The sequence below is a fragment of the Nesterenkonia halotolerans genome, assembly GCF_014874065.1.
GTDB lineage: Bacteria > Actinomycetota > Actinomycetes > Actinomycetales > Micrococcaceae > Nesterenkonia > Nesterenkonia halotolerans.
Genome location: NZ_JADBEE010000002.1, coordinates 454,566 through 478,685, shown reverse-complemented (window position 1 = coordinate 478,685; position 24,120 = coordinate 454,566). Strand labels below are relative to the sequence as shown.

The following is a 24,120-nucleotide window of genomic DNA, read 5'->3' as shown; positions in this document are numbered from 1 at the left end:
TGCTGGGTCAGCGGGAGATCAGTAGCGGTAGTGCTCGGGCTTATACGGCCCGGCCACGTCCACGCCGAGGTAGTCGGCCTGTTCCTTGGAGAGTTCGGTGAGCTTTGCGCCCAGGGCATCCAGGTGCAGTCGGGCGACCTTCTCATCCAGGACCTTGGGCAGCACGTAGACGTCGGTCTCATAGCGGTCCTCGCCGGTGTAGTCCGGGGCGGTCTTGGCGAAGAGCTCGATCTGCGCGATGGTCTGGTTCGCGAAGGAGGAGCTCATCACGAAGCTGGGGTGCCCGGTGGCGTTGCCCAGGTTCAGCAGCCGACCCTCGGAGAGCATGATGATGGAGTGACCCTCGGCGCGGGTGCCGTCGGCGGGCATGACCCACTCGTGCACCTGCGGCTTGATCTCGACCTTCTTCGCACCCGGGATGGCGGCCAGCCCGGCGATATCCACCTCGTTGTCGAAGTGTCCGATGTTGCCGACGATCGCCTTGTTCTTCATCTTCTGCATGGCCTCGGCGGAGATGATGTCCTTGCCGCCGGTGGTAGTGATGAAGATGTCGCCGGTCTCCAGCACGTCTTCCAGGCGTGCGACCTGGTAGCCGTCCATGGCTGCCTGCAGAGCGTTAATCGGGTCGATCTCGGTGATGATCACCCGTGAACCCTGGCCGCGCAGCGCCTCGGCGGCACCCTTGCCCACATCGCCGTAGCCGCAGACCACAGAGACCTTGCCGCCGATGAGCACATCGGTGGCGCGCATGATGCCGTCGGGCAGAGAGTGGCGGACGCCGTACTTGTTGTCGAACTTGGACTTGGTGACCGAGTCATTGACGTTGATCGCCGGGAACAGCAGCTTGCCCTCGCGAGCGAACTGGTAGAGCCGGTTCACGCCCGTGGTGGTCTCCTCGGTGACACCGCGCAGGTTCTTGGCGATGCCGGTCCAGCGCTGCGGGTTCTCCTCGAGCGACTTCCGCAGCGTGGCCAGCACGTAGTGGTACTCCTCGGGATCGGAGTCCTGCGCCGAGGGCACCGCGCCCGCAGCCTCGAACTCGACGCCCTTGTGCACAAGCATGGTGGCGTCCGCGCCGTCGTCGAGGATCATGTTCGCACCCTTGGTCGGGTCCTCATCGACACCGGGCCACGCGAAGATCTGGCTGGCGGTCCACCAGTATTCCTCAAGGGTCTCGTTCTTCCAGGCGAAGACCGGGACGCCCTGCGGATTCTCGGGGGTTCCCTGAGGACCGACGACGACGGCGGCCGCCGCCTCATCCTGGGTGGAGAAGATGTTGCAGCTGGCCCAGCGGACCTCCGCACCCAGGGCGACCAGGGTCTCGATCAGCACGGCGGTCTGCACGGTCATGTGCAGCGAACCGGCGATCCGGGCGCCGGCCAGCGGCTGGGAGTCGCCGTACTCCGCGCGCAGGGACATCAGCCCGGGCATCTCGTGTTCGGCCAGACGGATCTGATGGCGGCCGGCCTCGTGCTGGGTGATGTCCGCGATGCGGTAGTCAAAGCTCATGGGTATAGGGATCCTTGCTGTCTGGGATACGTGTGTCTTGGAAGACGTGGGTGAAGGGTGCTCAGCGGGGTGCGAGCAGCGTGGGCACGCCGCGCTCGATCGCGTAGCGCAGGGTCTCGTCGCTGGTGGAGATGAGCTGGTCACCCTCCTGGCGCAGGGGACTGCCGCTGACCGGACAGCGCAGGATCTTCAGCAGATCGGCGGAGAGAGCAGACGCGGGGCGTTCCGTGCCGGGACGCGGCGTGGCAGAGGAGCTGGCACTGGACATGGTCCTAAGCCTACCGCGCAGGGCAGAGCAGAGGGCCGGCGTCGTCATCCGAGGACACCGGCCCTCTCTGGTGCTGCACTCCGCGTGATGCGGGCGAAGCGGGCTGCGCAGGCAGGGTGCGCGGCGTGCTTCAGGCGGTGGTCAGTGACCGGCGCCGAGGTTGCCTGCCATACGATCATGCAGATCCAGGCTGGCCGCGTTGAGCCCGGAGATCTCCACCCGCTTGCCGTATTTCGCGTACTTCTCTGTCACCGCATCCAGCGAGGCGACGGTCGAGGCGTCCCAGACGTGGGAGTTGAACATGTCGATCACGATGTGATCGGGATCCTCGGCGTAGTTGAACTGGGTATAGAGGTCATTGGAGGAGGCGAAGAACAGCTCGCCGGTGACCTCGTACTTGGCGATCTCTTCGCCGAAGTGCTGCTCGATCCGGCGCTCCACGGTGGCCAGGTGCGCGACCCGGCGGGCGAAGAGCACCATGGCGGTGAGCACGCCGAGCGCCACACCGATGGCCAGATTGTGCGTCCACACGGTGGCGATGACGGTGACGAGCATGACCGAGGTCTCGGACTTGGGCATCATCTTCAGCGTGGACGGCTTGATGCTGTGCCAGTCGAAGGTGGCGATGGAGACGAAGATCATCACCGCGACCAGGGCCGCCATGGGCATCAGTGCCACGATGTCACCCAGGGTGACGGCGAGGATGAGGATGAAGATGCCGGCGCAGAAGGTGGAGATGCGGGTCCGGGCGCCGGAGGCCTTCACGTTGATCATGGTCTGCCCGACCATGGCGCAGCCGCCCATGCCGCCGAAGAAACCGGTGATGATGTTCGCGGCGCCCTGACCCCAGGATTCACGGACCTTGCCGGAGCGGGTGTCGGTGACGTCGTCGACGAGCTTGGCGGTCATCAGCGACTCGAGCAGTCCGACGGCGGCCATGCCCAGCGCGTAGGGCGCGATGATCTGGAAGGTCTCCATGGTGAACGGGACGTCCGGGATGAACAGCGACGGCAGCGATTCCGGCAGCTGACCCTTGTCGCCGACGGTGGGCACGTTCAGCGCGAAGACGACCGCCAGAATGGTCAGCAGCACGATGGCCACCAGTGGCGCGGGCACCGCCGAGGTGATCCGTGGCAGCAGGTAGATGACCACGAGCCCGAAGGCGACCATCGGGTAGACGAGCCACGGCACCCCGATGAGATCGGGGAACTGCGAGGTGAAGATCAGGATCGCCAGGGCGTTCACGAAGCCGACCATCACCGAGCGGGGAATGAAGCGCATCAGCTTCGCCACGCCGATCACCGCGAGCAGGACCTGGAAGATCCCGGCGAGGATGACGGTGGCGATGAGGTACTCCACTCCGTGGCTCGCGACCAAAGGGGCGATGACCAGGGCTGTCGCCGCTGTGGCGGCGGAGATCATGGCGGGGCGGCCGCCGAGGAAGGCGATCGAGACGGCCATGGTGAAGGAGGCGAAGAGCCCATACTGCGGGTCCACCCCGGCGATCAACGAGAAGGCGATGGCCTCCGGGATCAGCGCGAGTGCCACGACCAGCCCGGCCAGGACCTCGGTCTTGAGCAGGCGGGGTGTCTTGAGTGTGCGAAGAACTGACTGCCGTTCCTCCGGGGTCAGCTCCTCGGCGACGGCCGTGGACGAATGTGCCATGAGGCTCCGTTCTCGGATTGTGGACACGACGGTGTCCAGCGATATACGTACGACGTGGTGGTGCGCAGCACTGCGCAGAAAAGAATGAACAACCGGTGAGTCAACCTCGAACCGGCCACGACCGGAACCCTACCCTCACGTTAGGGTAGAGTTCACGTTTTGTGAGCAAGGTCTCAGAAGCTGAGACTGGTGCAGCGCGCAGTGCCGCGATGGATCCTCAGCTGTTGAGCTGGTCCCGCAGCTGCTCCGCGAGGATGTCCGCCTGCTGCAGGTACGCCGCGAGCTTGCCGCGCTCCTTCTGCACATGCTCCAGGGATGCCTGGGCGCGCTCGCGCTGCTGGTCATCGAGGGTCTCGAGTTCGAGCAGCTCCACCACCTCGGAGAGCTCCTCGAGGCTGAATCCCAGCGGTTTGAGGTACTTGATCCGCATCAGTCGCTGCTGGTCCGCTTCGCTGTAGAGCCGGAAGCCGCCTTCGGTGCGGCCGCTGGCCGGCAGGAGGCCGACGTCGCCGTAGTGCCGGATGGTGCGCAGGGAGAGTCCCGTGCGTTCCGCCAGTTCACCGATGTGCATGGTCCCCTCCTGCTCTTCACTCATCGAGTTCCTCAATCATCGAGCAGGCGGAGGTGCCCGCGGGAGATGCCTGGGCCTCCGGTGCGGGCGGGTGGAGCCATCCGTTCGCGGTTGGACCGAGCGGGAAGCTCCGGCTCCGCGGGGCGTGGGTCTGCTGCGTCATGGTGCTGGCCGGAGCCCTGCTCCTGGCTTCGCGCACGGGCCGCGGCTCGCGCCTCGGGGGATTCGCGGACGGCGTCGGCCAGGGCGAGGAGGTCATCGACCTGCTTCGGGGCTCCGGGGAGGTTCAGTCGCAGGACCTCCCAGCCGCGCGGCGGGGTGACTGAGGCGGCGTGCCGGTCGCAGAGATCGTAGGTGTGCGGCTCCGCGTAGACGCTCAGCGGGCCCACCACCACGGTGGAGTCTTTATAGGAATAGGTCAGCGTGGCAGCGGCAGGCCGCTCACAGCTGTTTCTGGTGCATCGACGCGAGGAATCCACGAGACCTCACCCTAGCAACCAGCAGGGCTGGGCGACTGCAGGCTCGGCGGTCTCCACGCGTGGAACCACTCCGAGGCTGCGGAAAGGGCGTCCTGCAGTGGTTCGATATGCGGGTGCCAGGCACGCTCCCATTCCAGCGAGATCCATCCCGAGAAGTCTTGCAGAATGCGACCCTGCTCACTGAGGGGAACCTCTCCCGAACCCGGGATCACCGGGACCCATCGGTCTCCACGGAGCACCGCATCTTTGACCTGGAAATAGGAACAGTAGGACCTCAGCGCCTCCCGTGTTTCGCGACTGGCTTCACCATGGCGCCAAGGATGGAGTCCGTCCCACAGCACGGACACATGCTCAGGGTCCTGGATCTCACGGACCAGATTCAGCGCTGCGCGCCCCGTAGCGTGAGAGTCATGGGTCTCCACCAGCACTTGCACCCCGCATTCGCGCGCTTGAGGCAGTACCGCGGAGATGCGCCTCACGGCTCGACTCCTATGCTCCTCGGCGTCAGCTTCCGCGTCTCCTCCTGGAAACACCCGAACTGCGTGCGCACTCGTCTGCTCTGCCAACGTGAGCAATGAGGCCATCTCGTCGATGACCTCGCTGTCGGGAGCAGGACTGCAGACGCGGGCGTAACCCGCCAGCGCCGAGATCTCCAATCCCGCCTGCTGAATTCGCTGTCCGATCGTCCGTGCTTCGGAGCCATCCAGGTCGAGGTGAAGAAACTCATCCGCGTGGACACGCAGCTCCACGCCGGCACAGCCATGGGCGGTGGCAACATCGATCACCTCGTCCAACGGCGCACCTGGCATGCCCAGAGTGCTGAAAGAGAACTTCCACGTCATCGCCCGCTCACTTCCTCGACCGCGATGGACACCGGGGCAAGAGCCACCGTGACCGCCGCATCATGTTCGGCCCAGCGGAAGCTCACCTGCTCTGAAGTCACCCGCAGGTCCTCGACACTCGTGACGAGATCTGCCGAGACTGCGCTCCCGCTGAGTGAAGCCAACGACACAAAGACCTGACGCCGATCCGGTGCCAGGTCGGCGTGGAGCAGCGGAATTCGAGCACTGATCCCATAGGCGGTACCGGCAGGCGCGGTCACCACATCCGACGCGGTCCAGCCCACCTGGGGAAGAAGTATGGAAGACACATCGGCAGCGTGACGGGGCGCTGCCCAACCAGAGGATTGAAGGCTCGCCCCCTTCGGAGCTCCGCTGACAACGTGGATACGCAGTTCTGCGGCACCAAAGACGACCACCACGCTGGTCACCCGCAGCCCAGGGTACGCAGCAGCTCGCCCTGGAAAGATCGGTCGATGCCAGGAAGCAGCCCAGCCCACCCCGTGCTCAGCCCCTGTGCCCAGCGCATGCACCCGGGTCCGCACCCCACGCGCGCCGCGCCACAATACCGCGACGTCATTGTCGGCCTGATTCTCCGGCGCGCTCGGACCAGTGTGTGTCGAGTAAGCCCACCTGGAATAGAGTGGATTGGACTCCGACCCAGCTTCACCATTGGTGGCCCTGAGGTGATCATTGCCGTGGTTGTGGAGACGAACAACGCCGTCCTCTTGAGTGGACTGCAGGAGGAAACCCGGAGCCTCTAGTGGGATCACATGGTCTTCGGTCTCCACTGGGGCAGGATCTTCCCTCTCTGTCCAGAGTGGGTCCTCCGGCGGTGCCAGCAGGGCCACGAACGCCTTCGAAGCCCAATACGGCGAGGATGGACCCGAGTATGGCTGCAAGGTCGCAGCGTGTTCGCCGTACCAACCAAGGCTCAGCAGTCCTCGTCCGTCGAGGGCCCCGCGGTCGAGGAAGTGCTTCAATGAGCCGCTCAGCACGCGTCGTGAGGCCCCCGGAGTCAGTGGGGTGTCACCGGTCACCGCCCCCAGTCCCACTGCAGCGCTGGCTGCGAACCTGTAGGTCATGGACCGGCCATAGTAGACCGGCGCACCATTGCCGCCGAAGAAGTGTCCGAACCCTAGAAGATGTTTGTACAGCCTCTCGCCCGCGCTGCCGTCTTTCCCTGCGGAAGCCTCGCGGGACTGCAGAAATTCGTCCAGCACCGGGTAGAGATGCAGGGCCCACCCGTTGTAGTGATCGAAGGACCCTCCGTCACCGTCGGTGTACCACCCCTGCCCCACGTACCAGTTGTCCAACAGGCGAAGTGCGCGCTCCCGGACCTGCGCCGTCAGCTGATCACCCCGCCCCACGGCCTCAAGGAAACCTGCCACGGTAAACGGAAAGAGATACCAGTTATTCGGCGCAGGCACCGAAGTCAGGGCCCCCCGAAGCCAGTCCGCCACGCGATCTTGCTGCTCGGCGGAGAGCTTGTCCCACAACCACGGCCTGGTGAGACGCAGGCTCAGAGCTACAGAGGCCGATTCGACCATCGGCTGTCCGAACACGTCATAGTCACGGATCACGGGCCATGACTCAACATCCTCAGCACCGGGCGTAGCAGTCCCAGCCACCAGACCCGAGCGATATCTTGAAAGCCACCCGTGCGGATCCGCTCCCCCAGCGCCGGCGACGCGAAAAGCAGCTGCCAAGAACGTGCGGGCGAAACCCTCCAGCCCGTCAGATCGCACCCCGCTGCCCGATGCCGTGCCGGGCAGATCCAGACGCGCGCCCATGGGCGAGGCCCATCTCCACGCACGGACAAGCATCCCATCGGCGACAGCCTCCCAGTGAGCCCGGGTATAACCCGTGCACGGGCTGCGATCGAAGTCCAGGGCGGGCAGCTGCATACATTCCTCGTCGGCGGGGTCTGCTTCGATGGAATCTGTGGCACGGTAGACGATCTTCACGCGGTGATCTCCAATGCGTTGGGTGGGAGGGAGTGCATGAGGTCATCGCCAAGGACCCAGCGCCGCAGCTCCTCCAGGGCCAGGGCTCGCAGTCGACCGAGTTCGTTGCCTTGCGACCCCGCGAGGTGAGGTGTGAGCAGAACATTTTCGCAGTCCCACAGGGGGTGTTCTGGAGGGAGCGCCTCAGGGTCGGTGACATCCAGCACCGCACGCAGACGATCATCCAGAACTGAGTCGGTGAGAGCGCTCTGATCCACGATGGCGCCCCTCGATGTGTTGATCAGCACCGCGCCCGGCGGCATGGACTCGATGAGCCTTCGACTGACCATCCCCCGGGTAGCCGGGAGAAGGGGCGTATGGACACTGATGATGTCGCTGCGTCGGAAAAGTTCCTCGATGCCGACGAGTTCCGCTCCATAGTCTGCAGCCGTATTCGGTTCCACGTACGGATCGTAGAGCAGCACCGAGCAATCGTGGTGGCGCAGCAGCTCCATCACACCCCTGCCGATCAGGGACGCGGAGAGGATTCCTACTGTGCGTCCAAAGTTCCCCAGTGACGAATCGGTCTGAGCCAGCGTCGGGATGCTCCGGTCTCGACGGTACTGCGCGGCCCTTCGCAGAACATGCTTGCCTTCAAGCAGGATCATGGCCAGGGTGTACTCCACCACGGGACGTGCATTGGCCGCGGCTGCCGACACCACCGTGATGCCACGATCGAAACATTCCTGGGTGACGTGACCTCTTATCGACCCGGCGGTGTGCACAATCAACTCGAGTCCAGGTGCCGAGTCGAGCACCGCTGCGTCGAGGATCGGTGAACCCCACCCGGTGATCAAGACCTCAACATCAGCCAGGAGACGTCGGGAGCGATCGGAATCGAATTTTGTGAGAGGCACCGTGGAGGACAGATCGCAGATCTGCTCGATGCCCGCGATGCCCGGCGCACCGATCACCGCCTCCGCCGCATCGGGACTCATCGCCAGCGCAGCCACCGGGCGGCGAACACTCGAATGCCCGAGTTTCGGCAAGGCTTGCCGTTCTGCCGCCGCGGTCATCCGAGGTTCGACTCGATCTCTGCGAAGGCGGCCTCCCCGGCTTCCTCGGGGGACATACGGTCAAACAGCACCTCCGACTGGTATCGGTGCATCGTCTCGGAGACGGTGCCGTAGCCGAGCGGTGGCACCGGGGAGGCATCCGAGATCTCATTGCCGATCTCATTGAGGAACTCCGCGGCCTCGACCTCCGTGCCATCGAGCTCTTCGACCACGGCCTCACGCACCTCAGTGTTGGCCGGGAGGCCACGGTCCGTCAGATTGGCCAGGCCGGAGGCCTCACTGTTGATGAAGAAATCGATGAACTTCTGCGCCTCTTCCGGGTGCTCCGTGTTCGCTCCGGCGGCCAGGAACATGGACGCTCGATGCCACATGCCACTGTCCTGCGCCTGCCCGGTGGGACTCGGAAGCCGCAGCAGACTCAGCTCCTGGCCAGCTTCAGCGCTCAGCACGGGAAACAGATTCGAGTATCCAAAGATCATGCCCATCTCCCCGCGAGCGATGAGTGACTGATCGGCGCCCGCTGCTCGATCCTCCTCGATGACTTCCGCCGGTGGGAGCGCGCCTGCTTGATCGAGCTCCTGAATATGCTCGAAGTACTCCACCAGGTCTTGAGCCTGGACACCGATCTCACCCTCGTCCGTGGTCAACTCTTTGTCCTGCTGACGCAACCAGGCCTGCACCCCGGCAAAGGGTTCAAAGGGCGTGGTCGCTCCAAAGACACCGTCGGAGCTGCTCTGTATCTCCGCCGCAGTCGATTCAAAATCCTCCCACGTCCAGGTGGTGTCATCAGGCAGTTCTACGCCTGCCTGCTCAAAAACCTCGTTGTTGGCGATGACAGCCACCGATGCGAATCCGGTGGGGACCGCGAACTGGCCGCCCTCTGTGAAACCTTGGTCCAGCAGGGCGTCGTCAATCTCGGAGGTGTCTACTTCGTCGAGCTCAAGCAGCGTTCCGAGCTCGGCATATTCACGGAAGTACTCAAGGTCCATCTGCATGATGTCGGGACTCTGTCCACCCGCCGCGCGCGTTGCCAACTGATCCCAGTAGCCGCGAAAGTCGTTGTACTCGGGAAGAATGGTGATGTCGGGATTCTCCTCTTCGAACGCCGCGATCACCTCTTCTGTGTTGGCGACGCGCTGATCCGAGCCCCACCAGGTGAAGCTCAACTCCACCGGACCATCCGCGTTGCTCTCCCCCTGCGCCGAGGAACATCCCACGGCAAGCAGCGCGATGGATCCAATGGCAAGACCTCGAATGGTGCGACTCTTCTTCATGGGTGTGCTTCTTCTCTCAGTGGCTGACGATGTGACCTGCGCAACAGTTTCATTATGTTGCTTTGATCACTACTTGGTCAATAGATCGTTTGATGCATTAAACGTTCATTCGACCACCGTGCGGGAAAACCTGGAGTTTCACCTCCGACACCCGGCACTGCGGCGGATCGCGCTCCTTGATCGTTGATCTATAGACTTCAGTCAAACGACCAATGGTTCACGAGGAGATGACGTGCGCGAATCGATCGAGGAGCGACGCCTCAGAATCCTCGATGTGCTTGATCAGCACGAAGAGGTCAAAGTCGCGCATCTCGCTGCTCTGCTCAACGTCTCCATGGTGACCGTGCGCAGGGACCTGGAGACCATGGCCACCCAGGGCAGCATCCAACGTCGCCATGGGATGGTGCGACGCGCCCATGGCGAGTTCTCAGGAGCCCCCGAAGGCTCAGCTTCGCAGGGCACCGTCGCCATCATTGCCCCGGAGCGCCATTCCTATCTCGGCGCCGTCACCCATGGAGCGCGAAGATTCCTCGAACACGCGGGATTCAGGGTGGTGCTGCATCTGACGCCCAACACGGCGAATCCGGAACGACATGCTGTGGCTGAGATGCTGCACAGCGGCGCTGATGGTGTCCTGCTTGCTCCACGGTGGCGGACATTGGAGCAGCAAGATCACGCGGTGGCGATGCTGGCGGATCTTTCTCTCCCCACTGTGCTGCTCGAACGCCGACCAAGCCGGGCCCTCGGACTGCGTTCGGTGGACTCGGTCTGCACAGATCATGTGTACGGAGTGCACCTGGCACTGGATCACCTCACGAGCAAGGGCCATGTACGGATTCTGCTCGCTGCTCGAGAGGACAGTCCTACTGCACGGACCGTGAACTCCGCCTTTGTGGCGCTCGCCAGGGAGCATCCCGGGATCGAGCACTGGATGACCGTCCTGAGCGCCCCAGATGCGGGGGCCACGACTCACCCGTCAGTGAGCGGCTCGGCGGCCCCGGTGACTACGAAGCATCGCGCGAGGCCCCACCACGAGGACCCGAACTGGCTCCCTGACCTGGTTCGGGAACAGAAATTTACTGCAGTGATCATCCACAGTGACGAGAACGCGCTGGTCCTGTCGCAGCGCCTCGAAGCTGCCGGGGTGCGCGTTCCCCAAGACTGTGCAGTAGTCGCCTACGACGACGTCGTCGCGGGCCTCGGCAATATCCCTCTGACCGCGGTGTCGCCCCCGAAGGAAGAGGTCGGCCGGGCGGGAGCTCTGCTCCTGAGTCAGAGGATCCGCGCAGAACGCGGGGGAACCATCTGGACCCCGCATCGCGTGGAGCTGCTGCCCGACCTCCGTGTTCGCGACTCCACCTGAGAGGCACCGCGTCTCCACAGGTCTCAACCTGTCTACGAGTCAGCGCAGCAGCCGGACCGGGACATACTGTTCCGCACCGCGCAGCTGCTCCACCGGGGAAAGACTGATCTGGTCCTCCCCCGCCGTGGTGGCGAGCATCGCGTGGATACCCCCTTCACCGGTGAGCTCGGGTGCAGAGAAGACGACGACGGCGGCCCCCGCCTCGCTGCCCTCGGGCTCGACCTCGGCGATGTCCTCCGCGGAGAGGACGGCGCCGCCGTCGGCCGGAACCTCCACGGTCTGTTCCTCACCGAACTCGCCCTCGGCGTCCATCACGCGGTAGCCGATGCTTCCGGAGGCGCCGGAGCCGAAGAACCGCAGCTCGGACTCCCCGAGCTCCGGCAACAGCGCTCCAGAGCCTTCGGCCAGGGCTTCGGTCGGAGCGGCCCAGCTGAAATCGCTGCCCTGGTCAGATTCGCTGCGTACCGCGGCGTAGGCAGGCACATCGGTGCGCACACGGATATCGGTCACACCTGGCTGAAGCCCCTGCAGCTCGATGGCATCCACCTCGCCGCCGTCCACTGTGAACACCCCCGGGATATCGAGGCTCTGCTGCCCGTCCTCGCCGTAGACCTGAACCTCCACGGTGGCTCCCTGGTCTCCGGGCACGTGAATCCACAGCTCGGGCGGGGTGGGTCCGGTCTGCTCGTCGTCCTCGGCGCTCTCATCCGTTTCGTCGGCGTCGTCTTCCGCGTCCGTCTCGGTGATGCCCTCGGGCACGGTGATGCCGGGCAGCACGTGGCTGGTTCCCGCGTCGGTAAGCCCGGGAAGGAACTCGATGCCGGTGCCGGTGACTCCGGAGGCGCGGGAAGACTGCAGCTGGGCGGTGACCGGCGCACCTGAGGAGCGCACGGACACCCCCAGGTCCGTTCCGGCGGAGGCCAGCCCGGCGATGTTCACTGACCGGGTGGTCTGGCCCGGGACCACGACCGAGCGTGCGCCCGAGGTTCCGCGGTCCCCCTCGGAGTCCACGCTGGTGACCTCCACGGTGGCTGAGCGATCAAAGGGGTTCGCCAGGGTCAGCAGCGAGGACGCACCGGCGGCGATCTCAGGGCCGAAGAACCACTGCGAACGCTCCGGCGCGGTGCACTGGCCCACTGCGAGACCCGCCACGGACCCCGCGTCCGCCTGGTACTCATACAGGCCTGCGGCGGCCAGCGGGCTGCCATTGGTCGCGGCCTCCACGCTGAGCAGCGGGGGCCGGACCGGATCGGTGGAGGATTCATAGACCGCCTCGCGCTGAGACAGCGGGTCGCTCGGCGCGGCGCCCCCGGACTCTGCCTGCTGGGCGCCGGAGGCTTCGGTGAGCGTGACGTCGTTGACGCGAGATTCCTCATTCAGCTGCGACCATTCAGCGGCCGGGAAGCTGCCGCTGAGGTCCGTGGCGAAGAGCACCGCGGAGAACCGCGAGGTGGCGCTCGCGTCGCGCTCCCGGTACTCCAGCTCCCCCTCCGTGGTCAGCGAATCGGGCTGCCCCGGCATCGGCGGACAGATGAAGCTCTGCCCGGTGCGCGGAGCCGCGACGGAGGCGGCCCCCAGGGCGGCGGCTGCACCTTGATCGACTCCGGAGCTCCCGGCGGCGGCCTCGGAGCGGCCATCCACCAGCCCGTCCAGCACCACGGAACCCACCATCGCGGCGAGCACCCCTGCGGTCACGACGACGGCGGCGGTCCGCGTCCCAGCGCCGCTGCGGCGTGCTGCGCTGGTGGCGGCATCTCCCTGCGCGCGGCCTGCGCGGGACCGACGGTCCCTCCGCGAACCGCGGTTCTTGGGAGCGGCGGCTGTGGCGGCGGCAGAGACGGTGGCAGAAGCTGCCGGAGCGGAGGCGGCTCCCTTGGTGGTCGGGGCCGCGTGCTCTGAGGGCGCCGCCGGGGAAGACTTCCGCGTCTCCGCTTCCCTGCGTGCCTCGGAGGCCTTGCGCGCGTCAGATTCCTTGCGAACCTCTGCCGCACTCTGCTTCTCGGCGCGGAGCTGCGACTCCTGCTCTTCACGCAGCCGCTTCTCCTCCGCCCGCAGCTCGGCGCGGGCCGCTGCGGCATCCTGTTTGGCCTTCTGCGTGGCGGCGCGCTCCTGTTCGCGGATCGCGCGTTCGCGGGCGCGGCGCTGTTCCTTGATGAGCTTCTTGACCTTGACCTTCTTGGCGCTCATCCTCGGCGTCCTTCCAGCTCATCGGTGTTCGCCACCGGCAGGATGCGTGACCCGCGCGGCAGCGGGATCGCAATCAGCACCACCAGCAGCAGGAATGCCCCCAGAATGATCAGGATCGGCAGCTGGTACGGGCTCCGATGCTCGGCGCTCAGGTCACCCTGCAGGTTCTCGCCCTGATCGGCGATCGCCTCAGCGGGCAGCTCGAAGCGCTGGGTCCAGGCTCCTGGACCGTCGGTGTCCTCGGCGGCAGCGTCCTCTGGGACGGGAAGCGCGTCGAGGGCCTCGCCCTCCCAGCTGGCCTGCCAGCCGTTCGCGTCCTCGGTGGCCAGCTCCAGCAGGTACTCGCCGTCGGGATCCAGGCCGAGCCCGCCGTCGTCGTCGCTGACTGCTTGCAGGTCCACACTGAGCTGGTGCTCCATGGCGGGCAGCAGCGCCTGCACCTCGCCCTGGGGATCCACGATCTTGGCCCAGGCGGTCGGCACCCCGGAGATGCCCGGCGTGGCGGGGAGCAGGTCCTCGTCGTCGACCTCGGCGCGCCAGAGCTCGCCGCGATCGGTCGTTCCCACCGAGATGAGCCCTGCGGCGGTGTCCACGGCGTCGGTGAGCACGTCGGGCTCATTCGCGTCGATCAGCACGTAGCCGATCCCAAGCTCGGACATCAGCTCGGCGGTCTGCACCGCGCCGGGGGTGACCAGCGCGGCGATGAGTGCGGAGAGCCGCTGATCAGCCGTGGAGAACTCGGGCGCATCGGTTCCGGTCTCTCCGGCCGTTCCGGCGGTGCCGCCGAGCAGGTCGGGGATGTGCTCGGGCTGCGCCCACAGCGGGGCGTCGCCGGCGGCGATGACCGAGCGGGACTTGTCCAGTGTGCGTCCCTCGCCGGAGACCAGCTCCCCGATGACGCCGGGGTCAGCGGAGGACAGCACCAGGGTGCGCAGCTGGGCGGGACCGGTTCCCTGGTCCGCCGCCGTGGCGGGGAGCTGGCGCACGGAGCCGGGCTCGATGAGCGTCGGCGCCGCGTTGACGGCGGTCAGCGGCTGACCGGTGAGCGTCGCGCCAGGGGCCATGCGGGGGCTGTAGAAGAGCACGAGGGAGGCGCCGATGGAGAGCACCAGCAGCGTGGAGATCACCGGCGTGATGGTGCCGCCCACGCGGGGGAAGGCCAGTGGGAAGCGGTCCAGCGAGGCCATTCCGGCGGCGAGCAGGCAGAACAGCATCACCGAGACCACCGGACCGGGATTGCCGCCAATGACGGCAGTGCCGTCGGAGCCCGCTGCGAGCAGCGAGACCAGCACCGACAGGCCCAGGGCGCCCAGCAGGAGCACGCCGGCAACGATCGGCAGCGGACGACTGCGACTGCCGGTGAACATCCCCAGCAGCGCGATGAGCAGCAGCGGGAGCCCGATCAGCAGCGCGATGCGCAGGTTCCAGAAGTCGCCCTCCAGGTAGCCCGGAAGCCAGGACCCGGAGGCTGCCGCGGCGGCGAGGCCACCGGCGGGGTCGAAGGCGCGGGAGAAGCCGAGCAGCTGCTGCCACACCGGCGCGGCATCGGCAGCCAGTGCCCGGCCAGGCTCATGGGCGAGCACAGCGGCCAGGTTCTTGCCCTGGGTCAGCACCGAGGCGAGTATAGGCACGGCCACCGCCAGCGATGTCAGCGGGATCAGCCAGAGCGGGCGTCCGCGGCGGCCCAGCACGAGCGCCAGCACCACGCCCAGGATCACGACGAGCGGCAGCAGCGCCGGGGAGGCCGCGGTGAGCACCATCAGCAGCAGCGCGGCACCGGTCGCGTACTCCCAGCTCCCGGCCACGCCCAGGCCGACGGCGGCGCGCCCCACGGCACGCACGGTGGCGACCACCGCCACGGGCAGCAGGATGTGGACCAGCACGGCACCGATGCGCCCCTCCCCCACAGCGATGTGCAGGGTGGGCATCGCGGCCCAGAGCAGCGCGGAGACCACGCGGCGCGAGGCCTTGGTGGACCAGAGTCCGGCGGCGTACCAGGCGGTCATCGCGCTGAGCGGCAGCGCCAGAATCAGCAGCCAGACGAGCACGGCCGAGCCGTGGCCGAGGCTCAGCGCGGAGACCACGAGCAGGATCAGGTTGAAGGGGTCTGCGGCGGAGCGCACCCCGAGGCTGTCCAGGGACAGGAAGCTGACCGTGTTGGCGAAGACCTCCTGCAGCGAGCCGGCCACCGGCAGGGCGGCGCCGCCGGTGATGGCCTCGGCGGAGAGCAGGCCGCGGAAGGCCAGCAGCGATGCCCCGATCAGGGCGAGCATCATCAGGAACAGGCCGAGGCGGTCGCCGGAGCGCCGGGAGGGCATCTCATCGAAGGCGCCGTCGGAGGCGCCGACCTCGAGCAGCGCGTCTTCATTGTTCTCCCGCTCCCCGGTGTCCTCGGGCTCCCCGTAGAAGCCAGGGGTGAAGCGGGTGCGCGGGGCCGAGACGGTCTCTGCGGTCATCGTGGTCTGCCGCTGGTGGCGGATCGCGGCGGAGCTCAGGATCAGCTGCGACTCCGCGGCGCGCCCGGCGCGCAGATGCTTGGCCGGGGACTCGATCTGCTCATCGCGGCTGAGCCGGGCCAGGGCCGCCTTGCGCCCCTGCGCGTCGAACCGGCGGGTGTGCGCCGTGGTGCCGACGCTGAGCAGGGCGCGCACGGCGGCGAAGAACTGGCCGATCCCGGCGTCGGGGACCTTGACCACGATCAGCCCGATCAGGCGCAGCAGCGCCGCCGCCCACATGCCGAGCCACAGGAACGGAACCGCCAGCGGGCTGGCGTTGACCAGCCGGCGGCGGATCTGACCGATCCGCTGCTCGCCGGGAAGATAGAGGGTTCCGCCGAGGCGGTGCACGATGTCCCGGCGCGGCGGGTCCTCACGCAGGACGCGCGCGGTGGGTTCGATCACGATGTGCGCGCCGACCTCGCGGGCGCGGCGGCAGAACTGCGCGGAGGCATAGTCCCCGCTCAGACCGGGGTCGAAGCCACCGAGATCACCGAAGAGCGAGGCGTGGACGAGCATCCCCTCGCCGGACACGGCTGGGACCGCGTCACGGCCGTCGTACTGGCCCTGGTCCAGCTCCTTGGGCTCGGTCTGCGTGAGCACCTCTCCGGAGCGCGCGTTGAAGAGGCCCACGTTGACCAGCCGCTCCGGGGTCTCGGCGGAGAGCTGCTTCGCTCCGATGACCTGGATCTCGGTGTGGTGCTCCTCGTCCTTGACCGTGAACAGCCGCTCCTCGAGCCGCTCCAGGGCGTCCGAGGTGGGGATGGTGCCGGCGGGGAGGATCCAAAGCCACTGCTGGCGGGGATTGAAGCCATCGGGAAGCTGACGCTCCACGCTGCGCCAGAGCTGGGTGTTCTTGGTGCCGCCGGGACCGGTGGTGGCGGTCTGGTGGGCCTGGCGGCGGTCCTCGAGCAGCTGGGAACGCAGCGATCGGGACAGGTCCTGAAGGCCTCTATAGCCGGGTGCGGAGAGCTCGATGACGCTGTCCGGGTGACGTGTCTGCACCGCGAGGGCTTCGCGGGTGCGCTCCACGGCGCTGCGCAGCTGCTCGGCCGCGTCCGCTTCGCCGGTCTGGGCGTGGTGACCCTGCTCGGCTCGGCGTGACTGGCCTGGGGCAGACGGCAAATCGCCGCCGTCGTGCAGAACGACAGCGGCGATGTGGGGTCCAGAATGACCGTTGATCAGAGTGCTCTCTTCCGCAGCTTGCGCCGCTCCCGCTCGGAGAGACCGCCCCAGATGCCGAAGCGCTCGTCATTGCCCAGCGCGTAGTCCAGGCACTCCTGCTTCACCGTGCAGGCGCCGCAGACCTTCTTCGCGTCGCGGGTGGAACCGCCCTTCTCCGGGAAGAACGCCTCCGGGTCGGTCTGCGCGCACAGCGCATCGACCTGCCAGGCGAGCTCACCCTCGATGTCCTCGGTGGGAACCAGCGGGGGCAGACCCAGCCAGGTGGTGGTGGAGGACTCGGAGGAGCGCGGCTCCGCCGTCGTCGGCTTCGTCTCTGGCCGGGCGGTCTCAGTGCGGCGGGAAGGTGCCTCACTGAGTGCCGTGACCGGGGAGGGAGCCTCTGCCTGGCGCTCGGCCTCCTCATGCGCCGAGAGGAAGGCGGTAGCCTGATCTTCGAGAGCCTTGCCGTGCTCCAGACGCTCAGCGGCCTGGGGATCAGCGGGGTCCACGAACCAATCAGCAGGAACCTCGAGACCCGTCCTGCGGGCTATGGCCGTAGTGCCAGGCTGTTCTTCGCCCAGCCGCGCTGCGTTCCCCATCAAAGGGCCTCCCGAGAATTATTCCTGCCGTGTACTGCCCCTAATTACACTGGCGTAAGTAACCATCCGTCAAGTGCGCGACTAAAGTTCCCACTATCAGACCCCCATCCCCTCGATCACGCTCGACACGCCGTCAGAAATCAGCTCCGCGCGAGGCGTGGCGGCCCCAGGAGGAGTTTCATGACCCCGCTCACACTTTCAGGCTCGCCCGATCAGGTGCCGCAGACCTTCCCCGCGCTGCTGGACCTCCTCGAATCACGCCCCCAGCCGGCCGTGACCTGGTACGGCGGCACCGTGGATGCCGAGGGCGCCGAACGCGTGGAGCTCTCCGGGCGGGTGCTGCAGAACTGGGCGGTCAAGCTCATCGGGCTCTTCAGCCAGGAATCTGAGCTCGAGCCCGGCGATGCGGTCCTGGTGGACGCGGATGCGCACTGGAAGGCCGCCGCGGTGGTCCTCGCCGCAGGCGCGCTCGGGTGGTCGGTCACCGTGACCGCGTCCGGAGCTGCGGCGGGCGAGTCCCCCGAGGCCGACGACGACGCCCGCGCGGCCGCCGCCGCCGCGTTGGCTCCTGCGCTGATCATCACCGACCGGCCGGGTGACTGGACCGGTGCCGGCGCGCTGGCACAGTCCCTCGGGGAGGCCGAGCTTGCAGCACTGTCCCCCGGGCTGCTGGATGCCTCCTACGAGGAGGCCACGGGCGAGGCGCTGCCCGCATGGGTGCTGGACATCTCCGCAGAGGTTCGTCAGCACCCGGATCAGCTGCCCGCACCGCTGACTCCGGTGGCGCTTCCCTCCGTGGAACTTCCCGAGGCGGATGAGCGGCCTGCTGCGCGAGGCGGCCTCGTGATCACCGGCGGCGAGCCGAGCGTGGACTGGCAGGACTGGACGCTGGACCGCTGGGGCGCCGGGGTGGAGGCCACCGGGCCGGCCGGCGTCGTCGTCCTGGCGCAGCTGCTGGAGGCGTGGGCGCACAGCCGTCCTGTGGTGCTCTTCCAGGGCGATCCCGCGGCGCAGCCCGCCGCCTGGGAGCAGCTGCTGCGCAACGAGGGCGTGAGCTAGCCGTCCTTCAGCCGGCCGCGCGCATCTGTTGGGCAGAAATCGTCGGAATAGACGTGCTTGAGGGCGGCGATTCCGACGATTTCTGCCCAAACGATGGGGTTGCCTTCAGGGGCCGTCAGCGGCGGGCGGCGTCGGCGGCTGGATCCTGCTCGGTGGGCAGGTCCGCGGCGTGGGTGCGGTCGTTGGTGAAGACCCAGTACTTATAGGCGAAGAACCGGAAGATGGTCGCCAGCACGAGACCGATCACGTTGCCGGCCACGAACACCTCGGTCACCGAGGTCAGGCCCAGCACATACTTCGCGATGCCTACACAGCCGGTCTGGATGCCGAGCCCGATCGCGTTCATCACCAGGAACAGCACCAGCTCCCGGGCCTTCCCCGTGGAGCGCTTGTGCCGGAAGGTCCAATAGCGGTTGGCCACCCAGGAGAACAGCGTGGCGACGACGCCGGCCACCACCTTGGCCTTGAGCTGTGAGTCGTCCATGGGTCCGCTGATCAGCCAGAGGAAGATCGCGGAGTCGATGATGAAGGCGACACCGCCGACGGCGCCGAACTTCGCGACCTCGCGCCACAGCGTGACGATGAGCTCGCGGATGCGCCAGTACAGCTTCTTGATCATGGGCGGGGATGCTCCTGGTCTGGGCTGTGGTGGGAGGCAGGGCTGTCGGAAGAGGCTGGGCTCTGCTGGGAGGCTCGGCTCGCGAGGGACGTGGTGGCCATGAAGGCCTGGGCGTATTCGCCGGCGCTGACCCGATGACCCACGGTCTCCGGAAGGAACGCCGAGGTTCCAGGGGTCAGGGTCAGCATACGAAGGGTTTCTGAGGCTTCGGGCGCGCTCAGCGTGATCTCGCCTGCGGTGCAGAGCAGGATTCCGTGGCCCGGCGCGTCCAGCGTCGCCTCCCCCGGAAACTCGTACTGTTCGAGCTGGAACTCCTCGAAGGGAGCCTCGTAGCGCAGGCGACGCGGCGGAGTCGGACCGCTGGGGTCAGCCTGTTCCGAGGCAACCTCCTGCGGACCAGTCTCCTGGACGGGGCAGTGCGGGACGGGCAGCACCTCGCAGTCGGTCACCTTCAGCAGCTCGTCGACGTCGAGGTGCTTGCTGGTCAGTCCTCCACGCAGCACGTTGTCCGAGTTCGCCATGATCTCCACCCCGACCCCGTGCAGGTAGGCATGGAGGTTGCCCGCAGGAAGGTAGATCGACTCCCCCGGCGCCAGCAGGAGCCGGTTCAGCAGCAGGGTCACAAAAATCCCTGGATCCCGGGGGAAGTCCTGCGCAACGTGCTGCAGCATCTGCGCGGCATCGGCACTGAGCCCCGCCCCCAGGCGTCCGTCCGCGAGGAGTGCGCTCAGCTCTCCGGCCGCCGCGGTGGCTTCCGCACGAGCACTGCGCAGCAGCTGCTCCAACGCACGGGAGTAGTCCTGCGCCGCGACGTGCTGCTGCAGCCGCGACACCACTGCGGAGACGCCGGGAGCTGACTCACCGGCGTCGCCGCCAAGCGCCTGCACCAGACCACTGAGCTCGGCGGCCGCCTCGGCGTAGGGCCGGAAACCGCACAGCGCGGAGAACTCGGTCAGTGCGACGATCAGCTCCGGCTTCGCATTGGGGTCTTTATAGCTGCGCGTCGGGGCATCCAGCGGCAGCCCGGTGGCCTCTTCGGCCGCGAACCCAGCCTGGGCGCGGGCCCTGGTGGGATGGGACTGGATCGAGAGCGGCTGCTCGGCGGCCAGGACCTTCAGCAGGAAGGGAAAGCTGCCGGAGGCCTCGCCGGAGCGCTGCAGATACTCCGGCAGTGTCACGGAGCGCGCGGCGGACTCGGCCAGCACGGCCGGGTCGGCGAGATCGGCCCCGTCGGCCACCGCACTCGCGGCGTCCATATCGCCACCCTCGGGGCCCAGCTCCAGTGAAGACGGATCCCCAGGATGTGCGCCCATCCAGATCTCGGCCCGCGGGGACGCCGAAGAAGCCCAGCCGAAGAGCTCACTGAACGCAGTCGTAGAACCCCATGCGTACTCGCGCACGGGATTGATCATCCTGAACATCGGGGGAACCTTATCAGCCCTAGTTCACCGGCTCGCAGAGGTAATTCGTGGAGGCAGCCTCCTGCAGAATGTCCACCTGGCCATTCAGCTGAGCCTGCACCAGGAACTCCCGAGTCAGGTCAGAGCCGTCTGGCTGGGTCGGTGGCGGGGTCGCATCGATGGGCGCCTCGTCCTCCTCCACCGCATCCGCGGCCTGCTTCGAAGCCTGGACGGCTGTCGGCAGCGTCACACCGAGCACACCGGATTGCGCCGGCAGGAACCCTGCGGAGCCGAATGCGCCGCCGTCGTCGTCCTGTTCATTGGCGATCAGCTGGTCCACGCGCTGCTGGATCAGATCGAAATCAGGGTAGGTGGAGAAGAGGTTGCCCTCCGCCTCGAAGTCGGGTGCGCCCAGCACCAGCCGCTGTATCTGCTGGCCCTTGGCGTCCACCGCGAGATCCAGGAAGGATCCCAGCTGGGTCTGCGGAAGGTTGGTCTCCACCACGTTCTCGCCAGCGGTCATGATCTCGCTGAAACGGGACAACAGGGTCTGCGGGTTGAACTGGGAGATCATGGCCTGCTGGATGCACTGCTGGCGCTGGATCCGGTTGTAGTCTGAGCTGAAGGTCCGCGACCGCGCGTAGGCCAGCGCCTCCTGACCGGTGAACTCGTACACCCCGGGACCCCACCAGTTGTCGCCCCAGGTGCCATCGGGCAGCGGGCCGCGGTAGGGCACCCAGCCCCCGGAATCCACGGAGACCCCACCCATGGCGTCGATGAGGTTCTCGAAGCCGCCCATGTCGATCATCACGTAGCCCGAGACTTCGAGGTTCAGGGTGCCGGACACCGCGTCCATCATGGCTTCGGCACCCGGATCCGCGGCCTCGGGATAGAGGTCCTGATGGTAGTTCATCACATCCGTGTAGAGAAAGTTGATGATGCACTCGTCACCGCAGTCATACCCGGTGGGGTACACGGCGTTCAACGGGGAGTCCTCGTTGAACTGGGCGTTCTGGAAGTTGCGCGGGATGGAGAAGATGATCGTCTCGGCCGAGTCCTCATTGACGCTGACCACGTGGATCGAGTCCGGACGCAGCCCTTCTCGACCCTCGCCGGCGTCGGCGCCCATGAGCAGGAAGTTGTAGCGCCCGTCGACGGCGGGGATGCCCGGGCCGCTGGAAAAGATGCCGCCCAGCGTGGCCCGGCCCTCATTGACCAGCTTCGCGGCGTAACCCAGCCCGCCGGAGGTCAGGATCATCAGCACCGCCAGGACGACGGCGACGATCGGCTTCATCCCCGGCGCGAGCGAGGCGAAGTGGATGAGCCGGAAGGTGTCCAGCCACAGCAGCAGCCAGCCCAGCGCGAGCGCGCCCAGGATCACCACCGCGAGCCAGAGCATGAAGGGTTGGGTGAGCATGGAGAGCACGACGCCGCGCATGGTCAGGAACATGATGCCCAGCAGCAGCGCGGTGAACCAGCAGGCCACGGTCACGGCCAGCGCGATGCGGCCGAGCTTCTTGGAGCCGGCCGCGATCTGCGCTCCGCCCGGGATGAACAGGGTCAGCGTCAGCAGCATGAACGCGCGGCGGGTGCGGTCGGTGTCCGAGCCACGCTGCGGGCTGCGGATCACATCCGGTTGGCTGCTGAACCGGTGGTAGCTGATGGCGGATTCAGTCATCGGGCGCGGTACGTCCCCAGCTCGGCGGCTTCCTCGCGCAGACGGGCCCCTTTGGCGTGGGCCTCGGCCGCCAGGGTGGTCTGGAAGTCCAGCAGCTTGGCGCGCAGCTCGGCGGCCTGGGCGGTGTCTCCGGCGGCCAGCGTGCGCACCGCGAGCAGACCCGCATTGCGGGCACCTCCCACGGAGACGGTGGCCACGGGGACACCGGCGGGCATCTGCACGATGCTCAACAGGGAATCCATCCCGTCCATGTGCTTCAGCGGCACGGGGACGCCGATCACCGGCAGCGGGGTCACCGATGCCAGCATGCCGGGCAGATGCGCGGCCCCGCCGGCGCCGGCGATGATGACCCGGATGCCGCGGGTGTGCGCGGTCTTGCCGTAGTGGATCATCTCCTCCGCCATGCGGTGGGCGGAGACGACGTCGGCCTCGAAGGTGATGCCGAATTCATCCAGCGCCTGAGCGGCCGCCTGCATGATCGGCCAGTCGGAGTTCGACCCCATGACCAGTGCCACCTTGGCCGTGGTGTGGCCGGAGCCTTGGGGCTTGGCTGCGGGAGTCTGCTCCGGAGCCTCTTGGGCGGGGGACTCGCTGGGCTGGCTCATGCTGGTCCTTCCACGATGATCTCGGCCACCTCGGCGGCGGCTCGGCGGACGCGCTGCAGCCGCGAGCGGCGGGTCTCCCAGCTTTCCTGCGAAGAATGCGTCTGGGTCAGGATGTTCACGTGCCCGATCTTGCGACCGGGGCGTGCCTCTTTTCCGTAGAGGTGGATCTTGGAGCCGTGGGAACGGCGCATCGCGGCGGCGAAGGAGCTGTGCAGGGAACGCTCCCCCGGAGTGGAGCTGCCGAGCAGATTCTTCATCACGGTGTATCCGCCGGCACCGCCCTTGACCTCGGTGGCGCCCAGCGGCAGGCCCAGCACTGCTCGCAGGTGCTGTTCGAACTGGCTGGTGATGGATCCGTCCATGGTCCAGTGCCCAGAATTATGCGGTCGCATGGCCAGCTCGTTGACGTAGATCCCCGGGACGATCCCGCGTTCCGCGTCCACGGCGTCTTCGCTGATCTCGAAGAGCTCCACTGCGAGCATGCCGGTGACCTGCAGCTTCTCAGCGATGGTGCGGGCGATGCGTTCCGCGGCCTCGATATGGGTGTCACTGGTGTGCGGAGCCGGGGCGATGACCTCGTCGCAGACGCCGTCGGTCTGGGTGGACTCCACCACGGGATAGGGCATGGTCTCCCCGGCGGCGGAGCGTGCCACCTGCGCGGAGAGCTCGCGGGTATAGGGAACCTTCTGCTCGGCCAGCAGACCGGTCGGACCCTCGGCGGCGCGATCAAACCAGTCCTGGGCGGCGGGGGCCTCCTCGGCGGAGTCGATCATCCGCACGCCCTTGCCGTCGTAGCCGCCGCGGGGGGTCTTCAGCACCACGGGCCATCCGGTCTCAGCACCGAACTCGAGCAGCTCCGCCACGGTGTGCACCTCGGCCCAGCGCGGGTTGGGCAGGCCGAGCTCCTCGACCGCGCGGCGCATCGCGAGCTTGTCCTGCGCGTAGATCAGCGCCTCGGGCCCGGGATGCATCGCAATGCCCGAATCGGCGAGCGCGGAGAGCACCTCGGCGGGCACATGCTCGTGGTCGAAGGTGATCACGTCGAGGTCGGCGGCGAAGGCGGTGACCGTCTGCGGATCGCGGTAGTCCCCCAGCGTGGTGTGTGGGATGACCTGAGCGGCGGAGGAGTCGGCGGAACCGGCGAGCAGGTGAAGCTCGATGCCGAGTTCGACTGCGGCGGGCGCCATCATTCGGGCCAGCTGGCCGTCACCGATCACCCCGACCCGCGGGGTGCCGTCGGGGCTGCGGGGGGCGTCTCTCGGCGCTGGGGAGCTCTCGGGTCGCGTCACAGTCCCCAATTATGCGTCATGACCCCGCCGGGCCT

Annotated in this window: 19 protein-coding genes; 2 read left to right on the top strand and 17 right to left on the bottom strand. The window is 67.1% G+C overall.

The annotated features are described in order from the left end of the window. Positions 1-18: 18 nt before the first annotated feature. The 9 genes from ahcY to H4W26_RS12400 all read right to left on the bottom strand — a co-directional run bounded on the left by ahcY (position 19) and on the right by H4W26_RS12400 (position 9,627). A complete protein-coding gene (gene ahcY / locus H4W26_RS12440; protein WP_192592520.1) occupies positions 19-1,509 on the bottom strand; it encodes an adenosylhomocysteinase in 1,491 nt (496 codons plus the stop codon). A gap of 61 nt (positions 1,510-1,570) precedes the next feature. Continuing rightward, complete coding sequence (locus H4W26_RS12435; RefSeq protein ID WP_192592519.1) at positions 1,571-1,777, bottom strand: hypothetical protein; 207 nt, start codon at positions 1,775-1,777, stop codon at positions 1,571-1,573. A 141-nt stretch (positions 1,778-1,918) separates the two neighbouring features. Further along, positions 1,919-3,442 carry a SulP family inorganic anion transporter gene (locus H4W26_RS12430; protein ID WP_192592518.1) on the bottom strand — a complete coding sequence of 508 codons (1,524 nt, stop codon included), beginning with the start codon at positions 3,440-3,442 and terminating at the stop codon, positions 1,919-1,921. 217 nt (positions 3,443-3,659) lie between these two features. Continuing rightward, on the bottom strand, positions 3,660-4,037 hold the full coding sequence (locus H4W26_RS12425) for a MerR family transcriptional regulator (RefSeq protein ID WP_225940016.1): 378 nt from the start codon (positions 4,035-4,037) through the stop codon (positions 3,660-3,662). 8 nt (positions 4,038-4,045) lie between these two features. Continuing rightward, positions 4,046-4,492: a DUF3499 domain-containing protein gene (locus H4W26_RS12420; protein WP_192592517.1), complete on the bottom strand. Its 447-nt coding sequence runs from the start codon at positions 4,490-4,492 to the stop codon at positions 4,046-4,048. Between the two features lie 11 nt (positions 4,493-4,503). Beyond that, positions 4,504-5,334, bottom strand: coding sequence for a sugar phosphate isomerase/epimerase family protein (locus H4W26_RS12415; RefSeq protein WP_192592516.1), 831 nt, complete (start codon positions 5,332-5,334; stop codon positions 4,504-4,506). After that, complete coding sequence (locus tag H4W26_RS12410; RefSeq protein ID WP_318779880.1) at positions 5,331-7,298, bottom strand: DUF2264 domain-containing protein; 1,968 nt, start codon at positions 7,296-7,298, stop codon at positions 5,331-5,333. The genes H4W26_RS12415 and H4W26_RS12410 overlap by 4 nt, the downstream gene beginning before the upstream one ends. Next, on the bottom strand, positions 7,295-8,275 hold the full coding sequence (locus H4W26_RS12405; protein WP_225940015.1) for a hydroxyacid dehydrogenase: 981 nt from the start codon (positions 8,273-8,275) through the stop codon (positions 7,295-7,297). The genes H4W26_RS12410 and H4W26_RS12405 overlap by 4 nt, the downstream gene beginning before the upstream one ends. Positions 8,276-8,349: 74 nt before the next feature. Continuing rightward, positions 8,350-9,627 carry an ABC transporter substrate-binding protein gene (locus H4W26_RS12400; RefSeq protein WP_192592514.1) on the bottom strand — a complete coding sequence of 426 codons (1,278 nt, stop codon included), beginning with the start codon at positions 9,625-9,627 and terminating at the stop codon, positions 8,350-8,352. 232 nt (positions 9,628-9,859) lie between these two features. On the opposite strand from H4W26_RS12400, the gene H4W26_RS14055 reads away from it, so the two are divergent. After that, complete coding sequence (locus H4W26_RS14055) at positions 9,860-10,990, top strand: substrate-binding domain-containing protein (protein WP_192592513.1); 1,131 nt, start codon at positions 9,860-9,862, stop codon at positions 10,988-10,990. Positions 10,991-11,029: 39 nt separating this feature from the next. Here the strand turns inward: H4W26_RS14055 and H4W26_RS12390 are convergent, their stop codons facing one another. The 3 genes from H4W26_RS12390 to H4W26_RS13910 are packed head-to-tail and all read right to left on the bottom strand — an operon-like array spanning position 11,030 to position 17,435. Then, positions 11,030-13,177 (bottom strand): DUF5719 family protein, encoded by a 2,148-nt coding sequence (locus H4W26_RS12390; RefSeq protein ID WP_192592512.1) that lies wholly within the window; start codon positions 13,175-13,177, stop codon positions 11,030-11,032. Continuing rightward, positions 13,174-16,797, bottom strand: a complete 3,624-nt coding sequence (locus H4W26_RS12385) for a glycosyltransferase family 2 protein (RefSeq protein ID WP_192592511.1) — start codon at positions 16,795-16,797, stop codon at positions 13,174-13,176. The genes H4W26_RS12390 and H4W26_RS12385 overlap by 4 nt, the downstream gene beginning before the upstream one ends. A 56-nt stretch (positions 16,798-16,853) precedes the next feature. Further along, on the bottom strand, positions 16,854-17,435 hold the full coding sequence (locus H4W26_RS13910) for a WhiB family transcriptional regulator (protein ID WP_192592510.1): 582 nt from the start codon (positions 17,433-17,435) through the stop codon (positions 16,854-16,856). Positions 17,436-17,615: 180 nt separating this feature from the next. Between H4W26_RS13910 and H4W26_RS12375 the strand changes: the two genes are divergently transcribed. Continuing rightward, a complete protein-coding gene (locus H4W26_RS12375) occupies positions 17,616-18,494 on the top strand; it encodes a TIGR03089 family protein (RefSeq protein ID WP_192592509.1) in 879 nt (292 codons plus the stop codon). Between the two features lie 115 nt (positions 18,495-18,609). On the opposite strand, the gene H4W26_RS12370 is transcribed toward H4W26_RS12375, so the two are convergent. Genes H4W26_RS12370 through H4W26_RS12350 form a run of 5 tightly spaced genes read right to left on the bottom strand, consistent with a single transcriptional unit; the run spans position 18,610 to position 24,085 of the window. Next, positions 18,610-19,113 carry a GtrA family protein gene (locus H4W26_RS12370; protein ID WP_192592508.1) on the bottom strand — a complete coding sequence of 168 codons (504 nt, stop codon included), beginning with the start codon at positions 19,111-19,113 and terminating at the stop codon, positions 18,610-18,612. Then, a complete protein-coding gene (manA, locus tag H4W26_RS12365) occupies positions 19,110-20,534 on the bottom strand; it encodes a mannose-6-phosphate isomerase, class I (RefSeq protein WP_192592507.1) in 1,425 nt (474 codons plus the stop codon). Before manA ends, H4W26_RS12370 begins: the two co-directional genes overlap by 4 nt. A gap of 19 nt (positions 20,535-20,553) precedes the next feature. Next, positions 20,554-22,191, bottom strand: coding sequence for an LCP family protein (locus tag H4W26_RS12360; protein ID WP_192592506.1), 1,638 nt, complete (start codon positions 22,189-22,191; stop codon positions 20,554-20,556). After that, entirely contained in the window at positions 22,188-22,796 is a 609-nt protein-coding gene (purE, locus tag H4W26_RS12355; RefSeq protein ID WP_192592505.1) for a 5-(carboxyamino)imidazole ribonucleotide mutase, read from the bottom strand. Before purE ends, H4W26_RS12360 begins: the two co-directional genes overlap by 4 nt. Then, positions 22,793-24,085, bottom strand: a complete 1,293-nt coding sequence (locus H4W26_RS12350) for a 5-(carboxyamino)imidazole ribonucleotide synthase (protein ID WP_192592504.1) — start codon at positions 24,083-24,085, stop codon at positions 22,793-22,795. Before H4W26_RS12350 ends, purE begins: the two co-directional genes overlap by 4 nt. Positions 24,086-24,120 lie beyond the last annotated feature (35 nt).

Bases quoted from the DNA above. Each gene is read 5' to 3' on its own strand.
- ahcY (WP_192592520.1), bottom strand. From the start codon at position 1,509: ATGAGCTTTGACTACCGCATCGCGGACATCACCCAGCACGAGGCCGGC.
- H4W26_RS12435 (WP_192592519.1), bottom strand. From the start codon at position 1,777: ATGTCCAGTGCCAGCTCCTCTGCCACGCCGCGTCCCGGCACGGAACGC.
- H4W26_RS12430 (WP_192592518.1), bottom strand. From the start codon at position 3,442: ATGGCACATTCGTCCACGGCCGTCGCCGAGGAGCTGACCCCGGAGGAA.
- H4W26_RS12425 (WP_225940016.1), bottom strand. From the start codon at position 4,037: ATGAGTGAAGAGCAGGAGGGGACCATGCACATCGGTGAACTGGCGGAA.
- H4W26_RS12415 (WP_192592516.1), bottom strand. From the start codon at position 5,334: ATGACGTGGAAGTTCTCTTTCAGCACTCTGGGCATGCCAGGTGCGCCG.
- H4W26_RS12405 (WP_225940015.1), bottom strand. From the start codon at position 8,275: ATGAGTCCCGATGCGGCGGAGGCGGTGATCGGTGCGCCGGGCATCGCG.
- H4W26_RS12400 (WP_192592514.1), bottom strand. From the start codon at position 9,627: ATGAAGAAGAGTCGCACCATTCGAGGTCTTGCCATTGGATCCATCGCG.
- H4W26_RS12390 (WP_192592512.1), bottom strand. From the start codon at position 13,177: ATGAGCGCCAAGAAGGTCAAGGTCAAGAAGCTCATCAAGGAACAGCGC.
- H4W26_RS13910 (WP_192592510.1), bottom strand. From the start codon at position 17,435: ATGGGGAACGCAGCGCGGCTGGGCGAAGAACAGCCTGGCACTACGGCC.
- H4W26_RS12375 (WP_192592509.1), top strand. From the start codon at position 17,616: ATGACCCCGCTCACACTTTCAGGCTCGCCCGATCAGGTGCCGCAGACC.
- H4W26_RS12370 (WP_192592508.1), bottom strand. From the start codon at position 19,113: ATGATCAAGAAGCTGTACTGGCGCATCCGCGAGCTCATCGTCACGCTG.
- manA (WP_192592507.1), bottom strand. From the start codon at position 20,534: ATGTTCAGGATGATCAATCCCGTGCGCGAGTACGCATGGGGTTCTACG.
- H4W26_RS12360 (WP_192592506.1), bottom strand. From the start codon at position 22,191: ATGACTGAATCCGCCATCAGCTACCACCGGTTCAGCAGCCAACCGGAT.
- purE (WP_192592505.1), bottom strand. From the start codon at position 22,796: ATGAGCCAGCCCAGCGAGTCCCCCGCCCAAGAGGCTCCGGAGCAGACT.